We start from the raw sequence: 19,922 nt of genomic DNA, 5'->3' as shown, positions 1-19,922 counted from the left end.
AACAAAGAGTTTTGCCAACTTTTGCTCTTTCAAAAGTTGGGTGATGCCTACACAATGGCTTTAAATTTATATTGTGATTTGCGGCTATGAATGAGCGAGCTGTTAAATATCACGGGTTCTCAAAGTTTAAAGTGGCTTTCTTAAATTATGAATATCGTTCTCTTAGACCCGCGCCAAACTGAATCTGAAGTCTGGTCCATTAGTGCTAAGCGCCAGCTTGAACATTTGCATCGCCATTTAGAGCTTAAAGTCGGTGATACTTTAAAAGTTGGGATACAAAATGGAAAGCGTTATCTTACAGAAGTGATGGAAGTCTCTGAAACAGCTGTACGCTTAAAACCCTTACATGAAGAGTCTGTACCTGCTAAATTGCCCGTGACGTTAATTGTGGCAATGCCGCGTCCGAAAGTGTTGCGACGTTTAATTATGGATAGCGTGACGATAGGGGTGGAAAAAATTGTATTGCTACACAGTTACCGAGTCGATAAAAGCTATTGGCAAACCCCTTTTTTACAGCAGATTGATCAATACGTGACTTTGGGGCTTGAGCAAGCAGGCGATACGGTTGCCCCGAAAATTGAAATTTATAAACGCTTTAAACCTTTTGTGGAAGATGTATTACCCACGTGGATTACGCCCGAAAAACCCGCTTATGTGGCGCACCCATATGCGGATATAAATATGCCAAATGCGATGACACATGCCTGTACTTTGCTGATTGGTCCAGAAGGCGGCTTTATTCCTTATGAGATTGAGCTACTTGAACAAAACGGCTGCCAAGCGGTGAGCTTAGGCAACCGAATTTTAAGAACGGAAACCGCAATTTCTTATATTTTAGGGCGTTTGTTTACCTGAAGTTTCTGGATTCATGTAAGGCAGGTTCTGGTCACGGTGGACTTTCACCTCTTGTACTGGGTAAGGAATATTAATATTGTGTTCATTAAAGGCACGTTTGACTTCGGCCTGAATTTCACTGATTGATGCTGCAATATTGGTTTCTGTGGTATCAATCCACCAACGCACGGTCAGATTCACCGAAAAATCAGCCAATGCAGTCACATTCACTGTAAATCCGGGCTGACTGAGGACAGTGCGATTCTTATCTAAAATGGCGGTAATAATGTTTTTGGCTTTTTGTTCATCATCTTCATAACCAATACCGACCATAAACTCGCAACGACGACGTTGGTAGGCGGTATTTACCGTAACAGGACTGGTATAGACAGTTGCATTTGGAATCACAATACGGCGTCCGTCATTTGAGCGTAAGAAGGTCGCGCGAATCTGAATATCTTCAACGGTCCCTTCCATATTATTGACAATAATATCATCACCTATACGGAACGGTTCACTGAGTAAAATCAGAATACCTGACAGCATATTCTGAAAAATATCTTTGAAAGCAAAACCAATGGCTACCGAACCAATCCCCAAGGCACTCATGAGTTGTCCAGGTGTGAAACCTGGAATGGCAATGACCATGGCAATCAGGAAACCAAAGAAAATAATGATACTGGTTCCGACGCGATTCAATACCAGCACCAGATTTTGACGGGTATACGAGCGGTTTTCTAAAGTTTTACGGACAAAGAATTTAAAGACTTTAGAGAGCAACCAGAAAATAATCACAACAACCAGTGCGATACAAAAATAAGGGACGCGCTCCCAGAAACTGGCCATGATTTTATCAATGGTGGTGTAGGCATCATTATATTTCGCAGTATGTGCAATCACGGTTTCAGCCGTTTTCGCACCTGCTTCTTGTATCATTTGAGAGGTTCCCTGAGCAACGTCGCTCAGGTTGTGTTGTTGTTCTGCCACAGGAGATCCGAAACAATTTAAATTTGTCGCTATTTTGCCTGAAAAGTGCCAGAAAGATAACTGAATGCAACTGAAGTTATACAGCTTTAGCGAGGTGGGCAGCTGTTAAAAATATTCAGTGCCTTTTTGAATCACTTCTTGCGGGGTGTCCAGTTCACCAGCTCCCATCATATAAGAAATGAAACTTCCAGAAGCCATAAAACTTAACATAAATAAAATGATCATCAGCCACGCTAGAATTTTTTCCCAAACCGGTGTCGTACGTGGGGTACCGTATTGATTTAAACCTGCTGTACCTGAAGCCAATAATACATAAAGTGCCATAAAAAAATTAATGAGGGGAATCAAGAACAACAATAACATCCAGCCTGATTTATTCAGGTCATGAAGGCGACGGATCATAATCACCAAACTGAAATAAAAATACAGGATAAAAATGACCCAAAAACCGAGTCCAGCGACACTTAAAAAGGTTTCTAAGAGATTGCTTTCTAAAGAATAGCTGCTGAAGTTAAAAATTCCGAGGAACAGGCTTAATGCCAATGTGGCAAAAAAGGTGATCAGATTGAGAAAACCACTCCACGCAATCAGGCTCAGTCGACCAAAGCGCCCTTGCATAGACAAGGGATTTTCATTTTGAGGTGAGACATTACGTGAGAAAAAAGGGGATGTTTGCGGAGTGCTCATAGGCTTTCCCAGTGTAGATTCGGTAATGAAATGTTGCGTTTTGCAAAAGCAGATACGTGGTATTTCAGGAAAATTATAAGATGATTTTAAGTGCCAGACACTGATTCATCGAAAGTTTTTCTAGAGATCAGATTTCATCTTGTGAATTTAATCTGTATAAATAATATACGAGCAAAGCATGATTGCAGTGTCTAAAAAAGAGCCGTAATACTGCCCAGATGCAGCAATAAAAAATATATAACGTGGCATGCATCTCGTGATGAGATGAAAAAGATCAAGGAAGTATGAATATGAAAGAAGTCTATCCTGTTCCAGAAGAATTTAAAAAAACTGCACGTACCAATGAAGCCGAATATTTTGAACGTTATCAGCAATCGATAGAACATCCTGAAGATTTTTGGGCAGAGCAGGCTCACAAACTGGAGTGGATCACCCCATTCACCCAAGTCAAAAATACCAATTTTGATCAAGAGAACTTTAAAATTGAATGGTTTGCCGATGGTGAATTGAATGTCTGCGCCAACTGCTTAGACCGACATTTAAAAGAACATCCGTATAAACCTGCCATTATTTGGGAAGGAGATCATCCTTCACGGCATAAAATAATTTCTTATCTGGAATTGCACGATGAAGTATGCCGTTTTGCCAATGTTTTAAAGAAAAATGGGGTAAAAAAAGGTGATCGGGTGGTGCTGTATATGCCTATGGTCTCTGAAGCAGCAATTTCAATGTTGGCTTGTGCACGTATTGGTGCTGTACATTGTGTGGTCTTTGGTGGTTTTTCTCCCGATTCTTTGGCCAGTCGAATAGAGGATAGTCAGGCGAAAGTCGTGATTACGGCTGACTCTGGCATGCGAGGTGGCAAACCTATTTTTCTGAAAGAGAATGTCGATGCTGCTTTAAGTCTGGCGGGTACAGAGTCGGTGCAAAATGTAATAGTGGTACACCGTACCGGCAACCCAATTCAGATGAACGCCCCGCGTGATTTGTGGTATCACATGGAAATTATGTCGGTAAATGACATTTGTCCGCCTGAACCTATGAAAGCGGAAGACCCGTTATTTATTTTATATACCTCGGGTTCGACAGGTAAGCCGAAAGGGGTGCTGCATACCACAGGAGGCTACTTGACCTATGTGAACAGCACGTTCCGTGAAGTCTTCGATTTAAAACAAGACGATATTTTTTGGTGTACCGCAGATGTGGGCTGGATTACAGGGCATTCTTATGTCATTTATGGCCCACTTTCGAATGGTGCAACCACGGTCATGTTTGAAGGTGTACCGCAATATCCGAGTTGGGCACGCACGGGGAATATCGTCGATAAACACAATGTCACTATTTTATATACTGCACCCACGGCTATTCGTTCCATGATGCGTGAGGGCGATGCTTTTGTGCGAGAGAGTGATCGGAGCAGTTTACGTTTATTGGGTTCGGTGGGAGAACCGATTAATCCTGAAGCATGGAATTGGTATTACACCGTTGTGGGCGAAAGCCGCTGCCCAATTGTAGATACGTGGTGGCAAACCGAAACGGGCGGTATTTTAATTTCCCCATTACCTGGTGCAACCGATTTAAAACCAGGTTCGGCAACACGTCCCATGTTTGGAATTCAACCTGCTTTGGTTGATGCGGAGGGCAAAGAACTGGAAGGTGAAGCCGAAGGCAATCTGATTATTAAAGATTCTTGGCCAGGACAAATGCGAACCATTTGGGGCGATCCCGCCCGCTTTATTGAAGCCTATTTTTCGACTTATCCGGGTAGCTATTTCACTGGCGATGGCGCAAGACGCGATAAAGATGGTTATTACTGGATTACCGGCCGTGTCGATGATGTTTTAAATGTTGCAGGGCATCGTTTAGGTACGGCTGAAATTGAAAGTGCCTTGGTGGCACATGAAGCGGTTGCCGAAGCTGCCGTGGTGGGTATGCCGCATGAGATTAAAGGGCAGGGTATTTGTACTTTTGTGACCTTGCAAGCCGATGTCCCTGAATCTGAAGAACTGAGAGCCGAGTTGGTGGCGTGGGTGCGCAAAGTGCTCGGTCCTGTTGCCACACCCGATGCGTTATATTGGGCACCTGCTTTACCCAAAACCCGTTCGGGTAAAATCATGCGTCGAATTTTAAGGAAAATTGCCGCGAATGAATTGGATAGTTTAGGGGATACTTCAACCTTGGCTGACCCACAAGTGGTGGAGGTTCTGATCGCCAATGTTTACGCGAAAGCACCCTCTTAAGTCAGTTTGGATGGGGTTCTAAATTTATAAGACATCTAAGGCAAGAAGTCGTGTAATACGTTGCTTCTTGCCAATCATGATAAAAAATAATTTAACATTTGGTTAAATTTAATCATTTTTAAGATCTTGAAAAAATGATGTAAATATAAATTTTTTAAGTTGACGAGTCAGATTGAAATCTGTAGATTTTCTTTTTGTGAGGATCTTTTCAAATGATTTTTCAATCTATTTTGACGCAATTCCAAACGCTCTCTTCTGGCACAGATGCCTTCAAACAACTCAAACAGCTCTGTGAGCAAAATATTCCGCTGGCTATAGATTCATCTGAACAAACGGCTTTATTTTTAATTTATGGCTTTGCTAAAAATTACGTTTTACTCTACGAAGATCAAGCTGTTACCTCTGAGTTTGCCCAAGCGGCCAAACAGCAGTTATTGAATTATATGTTGCAATTGGACGGTGCAATTCAGACAGGTCAAAAAGACCATATTTTGGACAGTTTAAATCAGGTGACCGCAGATTATATGCAAAGTTCTAGAGTGTTTTAAGACCGTGTATTCAAACTGATACTAATGGTTACTTAGATGATTTAAATCTATTTTACCCAAAAAAAAAATCCCCTAAGCCGAGTCTTAGGGGAAATTTGGCGTTGCCATGTTATTGTTGTTGTGGGTTCATGAAATGAGTCTGCTTAAATTGTAATTCAACAATTAAGCAGACTTTGCTTGTACACGCTGTTGTGCTTCAAGTTCACGGACCAAGGGCAACACCTTTGCGCCAAAGTATTCGACTTCTTCAATAAAATGTAAGAAGCCAGATAAAATTAGATCTACCCCTACTTGTTTTAATTCAATAATGCGTTGAGCAATTTGTTCAGGTGTACCAATCAGATTGGTTTTAAAACCATCGTTGTATTGCACCAAGTCTTCAAATGTCGATTTTGCCCAGTTGCCTTCGCCTTCTATACTTGCTGCACCTGCTTCACGTGTGGCATCGCCAAAGGCATGCACAGCAGGAATATTGGCCTTGGCAATAATTTCCTGTAATACCGCTTGAGCTTCTTGTTCTGTATCGCGGGCAATAATGAAGGCATTCACCCCAATTTTGACCTGATGATCATTCAGTTTGGCTTTCTCGCGAATATCATCAATTTGTTTTTTTAGTTCTTCAGCACTATTGCCATTGGTGAAATACCAGTCTGAAACGCGAGCAGCCATGTCTCGTGCAGCCCGAGAACTGCCACCTTGAAAAATTTCAATATGGGGTTGCTGCACGGGTTTCGGTTTTAGGGTGTAGTCATTAAATTGGTAATACCTACCTTGAAAATTAAAATGATCCTGCGTCCAGATGCCTTTGAGGCTTCGAATGAATTCTTCTGAACGAGCATAACGCTGATCATGTTCAGGCCATTCCTCACCAATGGCATCAAATTCGCCTTTAAACCAACCACTGACCACATTAATTGCAATACGTCCTTGCGATAAGTGATCAATCGTGGCCAATTGTTTTGCCGCCAAAGCGGGTTTCCAAGGGCCGGGCAAAATCGCCGCAATAACTTTGAGTTTTTCTGTTTTTGCCAATAGACCCTGACTAAAACTGACCGACTCGTGTTGATTTTCTGCCCCATAACCTGCGGTAAAACGAATTTGGGTCAATGCATAAGTAAAGCCATTTTGCTCAGCCGTTTGTGCTAAACGGACATTGTAGTCATAGCTCCAATCAGTACGCTGTTCAATATCGCTGACCACCAAGCCACCACTGACATTGGGTACCCAATAGGCAAAAAGAACGTCATTATGTTGTGTCATGCGGAGACCCTCGGAAGGTTTAATTTTTATGCAACATGGTTTTGTAGCGGTTTTTTCGCATGAAGCCGAGATTCAGCAGCATCTAAACTTGGCACTGCGGCAGAAGGTAAAACTTCAGCTTGCTCAATTTGCGTGTTAATGCCCAACGTTTGATTGGCATGTTGTGATTTTTCTTTGATGACATCGGCACGTTGCCCTTTGGCTGGCGCCCATTCCAAAATAGGTAAGGCACGTGCAACAGCCAGAGTAATACGGTCACGTAGCAGTTCACTGTGAATGGTATATTGTGGGGTGAAATCACGGTCTGTGGCATACACGCCAATAGGGAGTGTTTGTGCTTGGAAAAAGCTAAATAGTGGACGCAGTTGATGTTCCAGCACCAAGGCATGACGGTCACTTCCCCCAGATGCAGCCAGTAATACAGGGACATCAACCAATGCGGTTTGTTCGACAAAGTCAAAGAAATGTTTGAAAAGTCCAGTAAATGAAGCGCGATAAACCGGTGTGCCTACAATTAAGGCATCGGCTGCTTCTACCGCGGCCAAATCATCTTGAATACGTTGTGGTAATTGATGGCGATAAATGGCCCCTCCCAATAAATGCCCAATTTCGCTGAATTTAATAAAATGAACATTGATTGGAGTGGCAGCACTCAATTCATTCAAAATTTCTTGAACTAAAGCTTCGGTTTTAGACGGTGTATTTAAACCACCCGACACCGCGACAATATTCAGAGGTTTGGGTTGATGAGAAAATGACATAGCAAATAGCCTACAAGTAGTTTTGGAATATTTGCTATTTATCAACAGGAGCAAAGCGGCTGTAAAATAAGGAAAAACAGATTCATTATCTGATTTTAAGATATATCTAAAAGTGCTGATGTTTGTCGCAACAATTTGAATTAATTGGTTGAATTATCACTTTATATTGCAAATGAATAAGGATTTTTAATTTGAGAATTAGATTTATAGTAAATTCAGATTTGTTTTTCGACTTTTTTGAAAAACCACATACCGACGATTTCCCTATTTTTTGTAGTTATTTAAAAAATAGTTAATATTTGCATATCCTTAAGGGCACATGTATGGTTAGAATAAGAATTACTGTGCACTAGATCTCTTACGCTGCTTATGAATATTTTAATCGTTGATGATCATCCGTTGTTTCGTCATGCTTTGATTCAAGCCGTTCGCTATAGCTTACCGCAAGCCCAAATTAATGAGACAGCCGCAGTAAATGAGTTTTATGAACGTTTAGAAAAAGGTCCTGAACCCGATTTGGTTTTGTTGGACCTGAATTTACCTGGTGCATCAGGTTTTTCTGCCTTGGTTCATGTCCGTGCACAACATCCTTCACTGCCGATCATTGTGGTTTCTGCGCATGAAGAAGTGTCTATTATTCAGCGTGCCATTGCGCATGGTGCCATGGGCTATATTCCGAAGTCAGCGCATCCAAGCCATATTGGTGAAGCGATTCGCCAAGTTTTAGAAGGTGAAATTTGGTTACCACCCAATTTACCAAGCAATATGACTTTTGATCCGCGTGCAGCAGATGAAACTGAGTTGGCAGAGCGCATTCAATCGCTGACCCCACAACAGTTCCGTGTGTTAATGATGGTTGCGGAAGGTTTGCTCAATAAGCAGATTGCCTATGAACTGGATGTATCAGAAGCCACGATTAAAGCGCACGTGACGGCCATTTTCCGCAAATTAGGGGTGCAAAATCGTACTCAGGCGGTACTGGCCATTAATGCTTTGAATATTGATGACAAGAAAATGTAAGGCTGTGAAGCACAAAAAATAAAGACCTCTTAGAGGTCTTTATTTTTTTGTCTATATAAAACGGTATTAAGCCAAACAGTCTTGTTTGTACATGGTGTTGTCACAATAAAGTGGATTGAGTGCACATTCCAATTCATCAATTTGATCTTGGCTAATATAACCTTTCGATTTTAAATATTCTGCGACGCGATCGTCTCTTAGACTCAAGAATGCAGCGTCATAGACCCCTAAATCTACAAACAATGCAGCGGTTTCTAAACTGTTAAAGCGGTCGAGATAGATTTGATTGTCATACATGAGGAAGATGTGATCGTATGGGGCATTTATATCGACCATCAACCAATTTGCCAATTCAATCGGTGGTGTTTTAATAAAGAGTAGGTCAGACAGTTCATCAAATTGGCTGGTGTCCAACTGGTCTAAATTGGTTTTCACTTTACCCAACCATGCTTTGAATACCAGTACAGCACCACCACGAAGTAACATGCTCCAAATTTGGTGACGAATTGAAGGGCTTAAACTGCGTGTTTCGGCTTGGAGCACCTGTAACAGTTTTTCCTCTTGTAGCGTGAGTTTTTCAAACAGGCCTAGCCCTTGTGGTTTATATTCGGCAGGGGTAAATACATCAAAATTGAGTTCGTCAAAAACTTTCAGTGCAAGCGGGACAGCACTTTGATAGAGGGTATTCAGCGCTTCAACATGAGTGGGGGTAATTTTACTTTGTTCAAATATTTGGTTCCAATCAATATCAGGCAATAGGGCATTCACACCATAAAGGCGATGGAACTGTTGGGCTTGATGTAAATTATGTGGAACCATGTCAGAGATGTTCATGGAGGTCTCCTGAAAGCTTGTGCAATGTGGGCGAGCATTGACAATCGAGCCATTTGTCTTGTGAATTTTTTTGCTCGGGAATGTCCTTATTTATGGAATTTCTGCTTTGGAAAAAGTATAAGACTAAAGTCGTATATGGTGAAAAATGAGTAATAAATATCAATAAAATAAAGGGCTTGAAATTTTGTAACTAAGTGTACAACTGTACATTAATGTAACCTGAATGAATCTGCCATAGTCAAAAAAACAAAAGACGAGAATGACTCCCTGATTTTTTGTAATTCTTTTATTTTCAATCATTTAATTTTATATATAGCCGTTGCAAATAGAGCGGACTAAAAACTTTTGCCGTTGCTGAGGTCATATTTGGCATTTTAAAGCAAAACAGTGCATTCAGAACACGCTGAATACACCGTAGATTTGTACGATCGGAGCCTAGTCACTGGAAATTTTTAGTCCAGATAACCATGATCTGAGCGATGCAGGCTTTAACGGTTTCCTTAACAAGACAATATTCAGTTCTTTTAAAGTCTGTGGCAATTCAGGATCAGAGTCTGCCGTAATAAGTGCGACGGGTACTTTTTCTTGACGATTTTGCAAAATAAAATCCAGTCCTATTTTTTCATTATTTAAATGTTGGTCGACCAACCACACCTGAATGTTTTCTTGTTGAATCAAGGCAAGGGCTTGCTCAGGTTCTGTGGCTTTAAAGACTTGATAGCCCCATTTGGTCAGTAAAGTACTCATCCCTTCTAAAATGGTTTCATCATTATCCAAGCATAAAATCCGATAGGCTTTGGTTTTCAATGGAATAGCCTGCACAGGTGTGGCAGTGATTTTCGGTGCTGCGACTACGGGTACTTCAATCATGAAGCAAGAGCCTTTCCCAAGTTCGGAATAGACATGTACTGGATAATCTAACAGTCCCGTCATGCGTTGTACGATTGCCAAACCTAGTCCTAGCCCCTGTTCACCCCAAGGGGAGGTGTGTCCGCAACGCTCAAACTCTTGAAACAGCTTGATTCGCTGTTCTTCAGCAATCCCTGGTCCAGTATCCCAAACCCCAATTCGAATATGCTGTGGACGTTCTGAAGCGCGCAGAACACCCACAATGACCCGTCCTTTGGCGGTATAGCGTAAGGCATTGCTGACAAAGTTCTGAATAATACGGCGAATCCATTGTGGATCGGTATCAATCCAGAACTGAGCATCATGCACATGCAGTTGAATACCGCGTTGTGCTGCAATCGATTTAAACTGTAATTCTAAGTCGCTCAACAAGTCATGTAACGGATATGCTTGACGTTTCGGTTGAATCGTACCGCCTTCTAAGCGAGCAATATCCAATAATGCTGATAACATACTTTCCGCACCATACAACGCACGATCCAGTTGTTGTAAGGTTTTACGGTCTTCTTCGGATTGAACACTTTGTTCTAAAGCTGTACTAAACAAACGTGCAGCATGCATGGGTTGTAATAGGTCATGACTGGCTGCGGCAATAAAGCGGCTTTTCGACATATTGGCTTTATCTGCCTGTTCACGTGCCACTTGCTGTTCTGTCAAAGCATCGGCAAGCTGTTGGGTTCGATCTTGCACCCGTGCCTCTAACATCGCTTCATTTTCTCGGAATGCGGTAATGTCCGCAAAGGTGGTCACAAACCCCCCACCTTCAATTGGATTGCCACGCATTTGAATGACACGACCATCTTTACGAATCCGTTCAAACTCATGCGCACTGCCGACTTTCATCCAGTGAATACGCTTACGCACATGTTCTTCAACTGAACCCGGTCCACATTCACCACGCTCTGCGTTATAACGAATCAAATCGGCAATCGGGCAACCGACATAGGCCAGATCTTTAGGATAATCGAATAATTTAAGATATTGATTATTCCATGCCACCAAGCACATGTTTTCATCAACCACACTCACGCCTTGGGTCATGTGATCGATCATGGTCATAATCAGGTTTTGATTAAAGCGTTGCCATTGAGAGGCTTGGTCTAAAATATTGGCCACTTGCCCCAACGCTAAGCCGTTATTGACCATCGCGGTCGTTAATAAGGTACGTGCAGATGCCGCGCCAATGGTGCCCGCCAAATACTGTTCCGTAAAGCGCCACCACATGCCATTGGCACTGCTGTTGGCATTAAAAACCACATTATTTTGCTGACAGAATTGTTCAAAAGCTCGGGTTGTCGGTCCCTCTCCAGTAATGCGTTTGGCTAAGGTAATTAAGTCTGCAACTTTTAAGCGTGCGACATCATGATGTAAATAGTTGATTTCAGAGGACGTATTTTGTGCAGGCAAAGGCTTGGTTTCATAATAGAAGAAGCTTTCAGCTTGAATCTGTTCTGCAATACTTGGTCTGAAAATACGAGAAATCCAAATATACAGCAGAATGTTGAGCCCCAAAGCCCAAATTACGCCGTGGGTTAATGGAGCAAAAGATTCAAAACCCAGTAGGGCTTCTGGGCGTAACCAGTTCAGGCCGAATGGACCATGGAGTAAAAACTGCATGGTGAAGGCGGTGTAATCTTCGGGGAAGCTGCGTAATATGGTGGGGAGCAGCAGAGTGTAAGCCCACATCATAAAACCAACACTTAATCCCGCGTAAACACCTTGTTTACTCCCGCCACGCCAGTACAGGCCGCCAATCAGGGCAGGGGCGAATTGTGCTACTGCACTAAAAGCCAATAAGCCAAATACGGAGAGCTGATCAATATCGTTGAAGAAATGAAAGAATAAAAAGCCCAGTAGCATGACCGCTAAGATACAGACACGACGGGTAAACTTTAGCACCAAAGGCATGCGTTTATCATGTCGCGAAAGAAAATTGAAGCGCCATAGGGCAGGCATGATTAAGTCATTACTGAGCATAATCGACAACGCGACTGAAGACACCAATAACATGCCTGTCGAGGCAGAAAATCCACCCAAAAAAGCCAAGATGGTGAGCCAATCCTGTTGATAACTAATCGGCAGTGAGAGTACTGCAACATCGGGAATCGCTAAATATTCAGGTGCAGCATGTAACGCCCAACTGGCAATTGGAATAATGGCCAGTGTGGTTAGAATCAGATAAATGGCAAACCAGCGTCGTGCGCCACGAATATGTTTTTCATCACGCAATTCGACCACAGCCACATGAAATTGACGGGGTAAACAGATGATGGCTAAAGCGGCTAAGAGGGTTTGAATCCAGAAGGTTTCAGGAACACCAAAGAGTTGGACATCTTTGAAGGTTTTGGCCACATCATGTGAAATTTTCCCGAGATTTTCAGGCTCGGCGAAAACAAAGAAAATGGCCACGCACAGCAAGGCGAATAATTTGACAAAAGATTCAAACGCCACAGCCAGCATTAATCCACCATGCTGTTCGGTGTTGGCGATCTGCCTTGTCCCGAAAATCATCGCCAAAATAGCCAGAATCCCCGTCAGAAAAAGCACACTGTTGGTGGTGCTTTCCAATCCCGCGTTTTGTTGCAAGATAACGGTTGCACTCAACGCAATCGCGCGCAGTTGCAGTGCAAGATAAGGAATAATGGCAATTACAGCTAAAATGGTAACCAGTGACGCCAAAGGACCACTTTTACCATAGCGTGCTGCCATAAAATCGGCTATTGAAGAAATAGCATGGTGTTGGCGGACACGACCGAGTCTGCGCCAAATGTCATAACCTAAAGCAACGAACAGTAAGGGACCTAAATAAATCGGCAGAAAGATAATGCCTTCCCGAACTGCGGCTCCTGTTGCACCGTAAAATGTCCATGAAGAACAATACACCCCTAAAGTTAGGCTGAATAACAGCATCCGTCCGCGCGTGCTTAGACGAGTTGCATGTTTTTCGCCATAGAAGGCGCAAATAAAAAGTAATACGATGTAAAGGGCGAGAACGCCAATAATAAGCCAACTGTTCATAGTGCCGAATTGTCCCGAGTTACGGGCTTATCATAGCCTATTCAAGTTCATGGCAGTTTGATTTGATTAAAATTTAAAGACCAAAGTCTAAATTACAAGAACCCTACAACATTGTTAAGTTTGTATACGAAATAATTCAAATTAAAAATGCGTCTATGGCTGGACGCTTCACAGGAGCAATATTATGGATGAGGTTCACGTAAACCAGATTCTACAAAATCCCAAATTTAAGGAAATGGTCAGTCGTAAAAGTAAACTCAGCTGGACACTGACGATCATTATGTTAGTTGTGTATGTTGGTTTCATGCTGTTGGTCGGCTATAACAAAGAGTTTTTAATGACTTCCTTTAGTGGTGGTGTCACCACGATTGGTATGCCATTGGGTCTAAGCATTATTGTATTGTCTTTTGTTTTATGTGGTGTGTATTCGTATATTGCGAATAACAAACTCGATGCATTAAATGAAGAAGCAATCCGCGAAGTTGAAGCAATTGCGCATGAGAAAGGACAGCACTAATGAAATGGAATTCATTGAAAGCACTTACAGTTGCTGCAACAACCCTAATGGCTTCAGGTGTCGCACTAGCAAGTCCAGACTTAGGTGCAGCTGAACAGCAAGCAACCAACTGGCATGCGATTATCATGTTTGCCATTTTTGTCGGTTTTACCTTATTTATTACCAAATGGGCGGCAAAACAAACCACCAGTACTACAGATTTCTATACAGCAGGTGGTGGAATTTCAGGTTTCCAAAATGGCTTAGCAATTGCGGGTGACTATATGTCCGCAGCGTCATTCTTGGGTATTTCCGCAATGGTTTTCAGCTCAGGTTTTGACGGCTTGCTGTATTCATTGGGTTTCATGGTGGGTTGGCCAGTTGTATTGTTCTTGGTGGCTGAACGTCTACGTAACTTAGGTAAGTTCAACTTATCTGACGTGGTCTCATTCCGTTTGGCGGAAAAACCAGTACGTACGCTTGCAGCAATCAGTTCATTGGTTGTGGTGGCGTTCTATCTGATTGCTCAGATGGTGGGTGCGGGTCAGCTGATCAAACTTCTATTTGGTTTGAACTACAACATTGCCGTGGTGATTGTTGGTCTTCTGATGATGGCTTACGTAATCTTCGGTGGAATGTTGGCAACGACTTGGGTACAGATTATTAAAGCAGTGATGCTTTTATCTGGCGCTTCGTTTATGGCATTCATGGTCATGAAAGGCGTGGGCTTCAGCTTCGCTGAGATGTTCTCTCAATCGATTGATGTCTTTGCAAAAGTACATGAAATTACTGTATCTGAAGCAGGCAATATCATGGGCCCTGGTAAACTGGCAGCGAACCCAATTGATGCGATTTCTTTAGGTCTTGCATTGATGTTCGGTACAGCAGGTCTACCTCACATCTTAATGCGTTTCTTTACCGTTAAAGACGCAAAAGAAGCACGTAAATCAGTGGTTGTTGCAACTGGTTTCATTGGTTACTTCTACCTTTTAACCTTCATCATCGGCTTTGGTGCGATCCTTTATGTATCGAACAACCCACAGTTCCTTGATGTTGCGAAAATGGCGATGACTGGCAAGCTTGAGCTTGTTGGTGGTAACAACATGGCTGCGGTTCACTTGTCTGATGCACTCGGCGGTGACTTGTTCATGGGCTTCATTTCAGCAGTGGCATTCGCAACTATTCTTGCAGTTGTTGCAGGTCTAACGTTGTCTGGTGCTTCAGCAATCTCGCATGACTTGTATGCAAACGTATTCAAGAAAGGTCAAACTACACCTGAATCTGAACTTCGCATGTCTAAAATTGCAACTTTAGGTTTGGCTATTTTTGCAATGATTTTGGGTATTTTGTTCGAAAAACAAAACGTTGCCTTCATGGTAGGTTTAGCATTCTCTGTAGCGGCATGTGCGAACTTCCCAGTGCTTGTATTATCAATGTTCTGGAAAGGCTTAACTACACGTGGTGCAGTGATTGGCGGTTTGGTGGGTCTTATCACTGCGGTGGTACTGATTATCTTAGCGAAAGCAGTTTGGGTAGACACTTTGGGTATTTCTGATACTCCAATTAACCCATTCAATGGTCCTGCAATCTTTGCTATGCCATTGGCGTTCTTCTGCTGCTGGTTGTTCTCTGTGACAGATAACTCTGCACGTGCGCAAGCAGAACGTAAAGCATTTGATGCACAGTATGTACGTTCGATGACAGGTGTTGGTATTTCAGGCGCTTCTGATCACTAATTCTGAATCAAACAATAAAAAAGCTCCGTTAGGGGCTTTTTTATTGCTTGCTCAAAGTTGCCAAATAATGAATACCGAATACCTGCTAGACCCAGCCCACTAAATACGCTACAACAGAATAAGAAAAGAAAATATTCCTCAAAAATAAGTACAAACAAATGTTTGAAGTGTTTCCATCAATTGAATAAGGCAGGCAGATATGCAAGTGATGATCGACTTCTGGAAAGGATTTCGTTTATTGCCATCGGCATGGTTGTTGTTGGTTCAATTCTGTATGTTGTGGCTGTCGATAATGGGACACCGTGGGTTGTCATATCGGGCATTTATGTGGTGTCTAGGGGTATTGGCTTTACTGATTATTGCCAAAGTGATTCGACAAACGCCGGTTTATACTTTTCTGGGCTTAAGCTTTGTTGGAGGGGCTTTTATTTTTTCCTTTCTGATTTTATTGGGCTTTGACACCATCACGATACAGGTGATTGCACACAGTTTTGAAAGTTTGGCTTATTTTTTGGCAGCCTATGGTTTGGTCCGTTATATGTTTGCAGACCGTTATTTAACCAAAGATGAAATGTTTGCAGCAGGTGCTGTGTTTACCCTGATCGCTTGGGGGTTTGCATTCTTATACAATATTTGCCAACTCCTGACGCCCAATAGTTTCCAAAGTCCAACTGCGGGTCTGCAATCTTGGTTGAACCTGTTATTTTTAAGCTTTAGTTTACAGTCGGCGACAGGGCTATCCGATATTATGCCCATGACGCCAGCCGCGCGTATTTTGGCAATGTTACAAATGTTTTGCGGCGTCATGTATCTGGCCTTAATTGTGTCCAGACTCATTGCGCTACAATATATTCGGCATGATCCTCGGCAAAATAATGACTAATGCAACGCGGTAAATCGTTACAGGAATTGAACTGCCTCAACAGACAGAATTTATTATCATTATCAAGAATTGTTAAAATTTAACATATTCACTTCTTAATAAGATCCGCGAAATTAACCTGATTGGTTTCATCTTTTTTACATCTATAAAAATCTTCTGGGGGAAATTATGCCTTCCATCAAGACGTCTCCATTTGCCAATGTCAAACGGAATGTATTTTTAAGTACTGTTGCGATTATCGTGCTCTTTTTGGCTTTAATTTTATTCGATCCAAGCGGTTTTGAACGCTTAACCAAGCATTTAAATCAATGGATTATTGATTCTTTTAGCTGGTTTTATGTCTTAGCAGTTGCGTTCTTTCTTATTTTACTTATTTTTATCGCTATGTCGGACATGGGTAAAATTAAACTGGGACCCGATCATAGTAGCCCCGAATACAGTAAAAGCTCTTGGTTTGCGATGCTATTTACTGCCGGTATGGGCATTGGACTGATGTTTTTTGGCGTGGCTGAACCCGTCATGCATTATGTCAATCCACCGACGGGAGAAGGGGAAACCTTAGCCTCGGCACAGCAAGCAATGCGGATTACTTTTTTCCATTGGGGCTTACATGCATGGGCTATTTATGCACTGGTGGGATTATCACTGGCTTACTTTTCCTTTCGACATAATTTACCGCTAAAAGTCCGTTCAGCATTGTATCCATTGGTTGGCAAAAAGATATATGGTCCTGTAGGAGACGCGGTTGATACTTTTGCCACTTTGGGCACCATTTTCGGGGTAGCCACCACACTCGGTTTTGGGGTCACGCAAATTAATTCTGGCTTGAATTATTTATTCGGTATTCAGCAAAGTGTGGCTATTCAAGTGGGTCTGATTATTTTTGTCAGCTTTTTAGCGGCATTATCGGTCGGTTTTGGGCTGGATAAAGGGATTAAACGCCTGTCTGAGTTGAATCTGATTCTTGCTCTGGTTTTACTTTTATTCGTTTTTTTCGCGAGTTCCTCAATTTATATCCTACAAACCAGCATTCAAAATGCAGGGCAATATATCTCCAATTTGTTCACGATGACTTTCAACTTGTATGCCTATCAACCCAATGGCTGGATAGGTGGTTGGACCATTATGTATTGGGCGTGGTGGATTTCATGGTCACCATTTGTCGGGATGTTTATTGCTCGAGTCTCCCGTGGACGTAGTATTCGAGAGTTCATTGTTGGTGTGTTGTTTATTCCGACAGGTTTTACTTTAATCTGGATGGGCTTTATGGGCAATGCGGCGCTGTTCAGTATTCTTCACGAGGGGCAAAGCTCCTTGATTGCAGCGGTGCAGCACGATTCATCCGTGGCACTATTTGAGTTTCTGACGCATCTTCCATTTGCACAAATTTCGAGTCTGATTGCGACGGTATTGGTGGTACTGTTCTTTGTCACTTCTGCCGATTCAGGCTCACTCGTGATTGATTACTTAACTGCAGAAAGTGAAAACTCACCTTTATGGCAGCGATTATTTTGGACGGTTTTAATTGCATTGCTCTCGATTATTCTCTTGGTGGCAGGCGGCTTGGCAGCATTACAGTCCGCTACCATTATGAGTGCTTTACCGTTTACCTTAATTATGTTGTTGATGTGTTGGGGTTTAATCCAAGCACTCCATTTGGATTTGACTAAAATGCAAGCGCTGCAAGAAGCACGGATTACCCCACGAGCCATTCAAAATCCACGCAGTTGGCAGCAGCGTTTGGGGTTGATCATGCATTATCCGCATACCCAACAAGAAGTGGAACAATTTATTCAACAAAATGTGCAATACGCTTTTCTGCAAGTACAAAAGGAATTTCAGCGCCGTCAGCTTGAAGTGGCCATTCGACCGATTGAACAGGGATTGCAATTGCGCGTCGATCATCACAATGAGATCAATTTTATTTATCAGGTCGTTTCGCGTGAAACTCAGCCGCCGAGTTTTATGGCAGATGCACGAGAGCAAGACCAGCGGTTTTATCAAGCCGAAGTTTTCTTGCGTGAAGGTGGACAAAATTATGATGTGATGGACTGGACCTTGGAAGATTTACTGCAAGATATTATCGATCAGTATGAACGTCATTTACACTTCTTGAGTTTGGTACGTAGCCCGAACGTATAAGCATAAAAAAGGACGCATCTAGCGTCCTTTTTTGATTCAGTATCTAATCAATTAGAAACGGAATTTAGCATTTAAGCCAACAGTTTGCGTGTCAAGATCAACATCTTTTGCATTCGCATTGACATAGCTTGCACCTACAGCAACTGCTGGAGTGATGAAGTAGTTTACGTTTGCACCCCAAGCCGAGTCAGGTGTACCTTCGTAGCTAGATTCAGCATAAGAAGCGCCAACACTTAATTTAGGATTTAAATAAAGGTCAGTTTTCAATTGGTATGCAGTTGAATCACCGTAAACAAGGCCTGATTCAAAACCGATTGACATGTTTGTACCGTCAATGTTACCTACGTATTTAGTACGTGCAGTGATTGCATCTTGGTCTTCACCAATCGTTGCAGTTTCACCTACAGCATTTACTACACCTTTGCCCATTACATTGAATGCATCTAAAGCAAATTGGTCAGCAACGTTGGTATAACCTACAGCAACCAAGAAATTCGGCGCCGCTAAAGCACCAAGTTCTAATGCATAACGGTCACCGTTGTCTTCAAGAGCAGCAGTTTGGTTATTTTTCGCATCTAAAATTGTGTGGCTGTAAGACGCACTTGCATATGCAGGTACAAATTTAGTTGGTACATAAACTTCAGCTTTAGCGCCATAGTTATGTGCAGTAACATCAAAGCCGTTCGAACCTAATTCAGCATAGTTATACGCCAAAGAAACGTTTGAAGCTTGGTTTAAGAAAGCTGCTTCAGCTAAAGGACCTTTAGAAGAGTCTACATCTTTAAAGTAGTAAGTACCTTGCACACCGCCAGTAAAGTCTTTGTCGTTTGCTGCAGATGCATCAATATACTCAGACTGACCTTGTACTTCGAATTGGTATGCTTGAGCACCGGTCATGGCTAATAATAAAGCAGTGGCTAAACCGAGTTTTTTCATGAGTGTTACCAGTTTGTTAGAATGGATTAAACAAGTGGCATTGTATTGTAACAATTTATTTAGTCAATTAAGCGCGTGTTACAGATTGCAGCGTGCATTTACTTGGAATAAGTGGTGTGCAAAAAGTAGACAAATGGAAAAATTTGTGTCAACCTTTTAAAAAAGACAGAGATTACAATTGAATAAGTTCATTCTTTTCTCATTTTTTGGCACAAGAATGCGGCAAAACACGATGGCTTTTTAATTGTAAAAAAGAATTAATTATTTAAAAATAATTGTCAAAAACAATGATAAATTTCATTAAATTGCAGCAATGATTTGTGATTCATTCTGAATAATTGTTCAAAATTTAATTAAATATTGCGAAAAATGTAACAATTGTATTTTTAATAAGCTATTTTTTGTCATTAATGTGATCTATTTCTCATTATTTGTATTAAATGTGTTTTTATATAAAACAAAGCAATTTAATCGGCTTTACATCTGAGGAAAAGAGAGACATAATAATTGAGTAATCAGATCATGTTTCATGCAAATAGTGTGATATCTACCTGATTCTCCACAAAAAGTTTTTAGTTTATCGCCCAACTTTCCCCAAGGTTGGGCTTTTTTTTGCTTTTAAAAACATGAA

The 19,922-nt window shown here is 41.8% G+C and carries 15 protein-coding genes; 8 read left to right on the top strand and 7 right to left on the bottom strand.

Features of this window, described 5'->3' with window-relative positions:
* Positions 1–147: 147 nt before the first annotated feature.
* On the top strand, positions 148–855 hold the full coding sequence (locus tag E0H94_RS06235; RefSeq protein WP_131325606.1) for a 16S rRNA (uracil(1498)-N(3))-methyltransferase: 708 nt from the start codon (positions 148–150) through the stop codon (positions 853–855).
* On the opposite strand, the gene E0H94_RS06230 is transcribed toward E0H94_RS06235, so the two are convergent.
* Positions 835–1,770 carry a mechanosensitive ion channel family protein gene (locus E0H94_RS06230; RefSeq protein WP_413773006.1) on the bottom strand — a complete coding sequence of 312 codons (936 nt, stop codon included), beginning with the start codon at positions 1,768–1,770 and terminating at the stop codon, positions 835–837. The two genes, E0H94_RS06235 and E0H94_RS06230, sit on opposite strands and share 21 nt — an antisense overlap.
* Positions 1,771–1,926: 156 nt before the next feature.
* A complete protein-coding gene (locus tag E0H94_RS06225; protein WP_131325604.1) occupies positions 1,927–2,508 on the bottom strand; it encodes a DUF805 domain-containing protein in 582 nt (193 codons plus the stop codon).
* Between the two features lie 290 nt (positions 2,509–2,798).
* Here E0H94_RS06225 and acs point away from each other — a divergent pair, with 290 nt between their 5' ends.
* Both acs and E0H94_RS06215 read left to right on the top strand, forming a co-directional pair.
* Positions 2,799–4,748 carry an acetate--CoA ligase gene (acs, locus tag E0H94_RS06220; RefSeq protein ID WP_131325603.1) on the top strand — a complete coding sequence of 650 codons (1,950 nt, stop codon included), beginning with the start codon at positions 2,799–2,801 and terminating at the stop codon, positions 4,746–4,748.
* A gap of 212 nt (positions 4,749–4,960) precedes the next feature.
* Complete coding sequence (locus E0H94_RS06215) at positions 4,961–5,296, top strand: hypothetical protein (protein ID WP_131325602.1); 336 nt, start codon at positions 4,961–4,963, stop codon at positions 5,294–5,296.
* A gap of 162 nt (positions 5,297–5,458) precedes the next feature.
* Here the strand turns inward: E0H94_RS06215 and sfnG are convergent, their stop codons facing one another.
* Positions 5,459–6,556: a dimethylsulfone monooxygenase SfnG gene (gene sfnG, locus E0H94_RS06210; protein ID WP_131325601.1), complete on the bottom strand. Its 1,098-nt coding sequence runs from the start codon at positions 6,554–6,556 to the stop codon at positions 5,459–5,461.
* A gap of 26 nt (positions 6,557–6,582) precedes the next feature.
* Positions 6,583–7,317, bottom strand: a complete 735-nt coding sequence (msuE, locus tag E0H94_RS06205; protein WP_131325600.1) for an FMN reductase — start codon at positions 7,315–7,317, stop codon at positions 6,583–6,585.
* Between the two features lie 369 nt (positions 7,318–7,686).
* Between msuE and E0H94_RS06200 the strand changes: the two genes are divergently transcribed.
* On the top strand, positions 7,687–8,337 hold the full coding sequence (locus E0H94_RS06200) for a response regulator (RefSeq protein WP_131325599.1): 651 nt from the start codon (positions 7,687–7,689) through the stop codon (positions 8,335–8,337).
* A 66-nt stretch (positions 8,338–8,403) separates the two neighbouring features.
* On the opposite strand, the gene E0H94_RS06195 is transcribed toward E0H94_RS06200, so the two are convergent.
* A complete protein-coding gene (locus E0H94_RS06195) occupies positions 8,404–9,171 on the bottom strand; it encodes a hypothetical protein (RefSeq protein WP_131325598.1) in 768 nt (255 codons plus the stop codon).
* A 435-nt stretch (positions 9,172–9,606) separates the two neighbouring features.
* Entirely contained in the window at positions 9,607–13,098 is a 3,492-nt protein-coding gene (locus tag E0H94_RS06190; RefSeq protein ID WP_131325597.1) for a PAS domain-containing hybrid sensor histidine kinase/response regulator, read from the bottom strand.
* A 184-nt stretch (positions 13,099–13,282) separates the two neighbouring features.
* Between E0H94_RS06190 and E0H94_RS06185 the strand changes: the two genes are divergently transcribed.
* The 4 genes from E0H94_RS06185 (at position 13,283) to E0H94_RS06170 (ending at position 18,355) form a co-directional block, all read left to right on the top strand.
* The gene (locus tag E0H94_RS06185) at positions 13,283–13,615 is read left to right on the top strand and encodes a DUF485 domain-containing protein (RefSeq protein WP_116759102.1); all 333 of its coding nucleotides are present in this window, start codon (positions 13,283–13,285) and stop codon (positions 13,613–13,615) included.
* Positions 13,615–15,330: a cation acetate symporter gene (locus tag E0H94_RS06180; RefSeq protein ID WP_131325596.1), complete on the top strand. Its 1,716-nt coding sequence runs from the start codon at positions 13,615–13,617 to the stop codon at positions 15,328–15,330. The genes E0H94_RS06185 and E0H94_RS06180 overlap by 1 nt, the downstream gene beginning before the upstream one ends.
* 199 nt (positions 15,331–15,529) lie before the next feature.
* The gene (locus tag E0H94_RS06175) at positions 15,530–16,213 is read left to right on the top strand and encodes an ion channel (protein WP_131325595.1); all 684 of its coding nucleotides are present in this window, start codon (positions 15,530–15,532) and stop codon (positions 16,211–16,213) included.
* Between the two features lie 168 nt (positions 16,214–16,381).
* On the top strand, positions 16,382–18,355 hold the full coding sequence (locus E0H94_RS06170) for a BCCT family transporter (RefSeq protein ID WP_131325594.1): 1,974 nt from the start codon (positions 16,382–16,384) through the stop codon (positions 18,353–18,355).
* Positions 18,356–18,406: 51 nt separating this feature from the next.
* Here the strand turns inward: E0H94_RS06170 and omp33-36 are convergent, their stop codons facing one another.
* Complete coding sequence (omp33-36, locus tag E0H94_RS06165) at positions 18,407–19,291, bottom strand: porin Omp33-36 (RefSeq protein WP_131325593.1); 885 nt, start codon at positions 19,289–19,291, stop codon at positions 18,407–18,409.
* Positions 19,292–19,922: the final 631 nt, after the last annotated feature.

It is taken from the genome of Acinetobacter sp. ANC 4173 (assembly GCF_004331255.1).
Lineage (GTDB): Bacteria > Pseudomonadota > Gammaproteobacteria > Pseudomonadales > Moraxellaceae > Acinetobacter.
The sequence above is the reverse complement of the archived record's forward strand: the minus strand, read 5'-3'. Positions and strand labels throughout refer to the sequence as shown.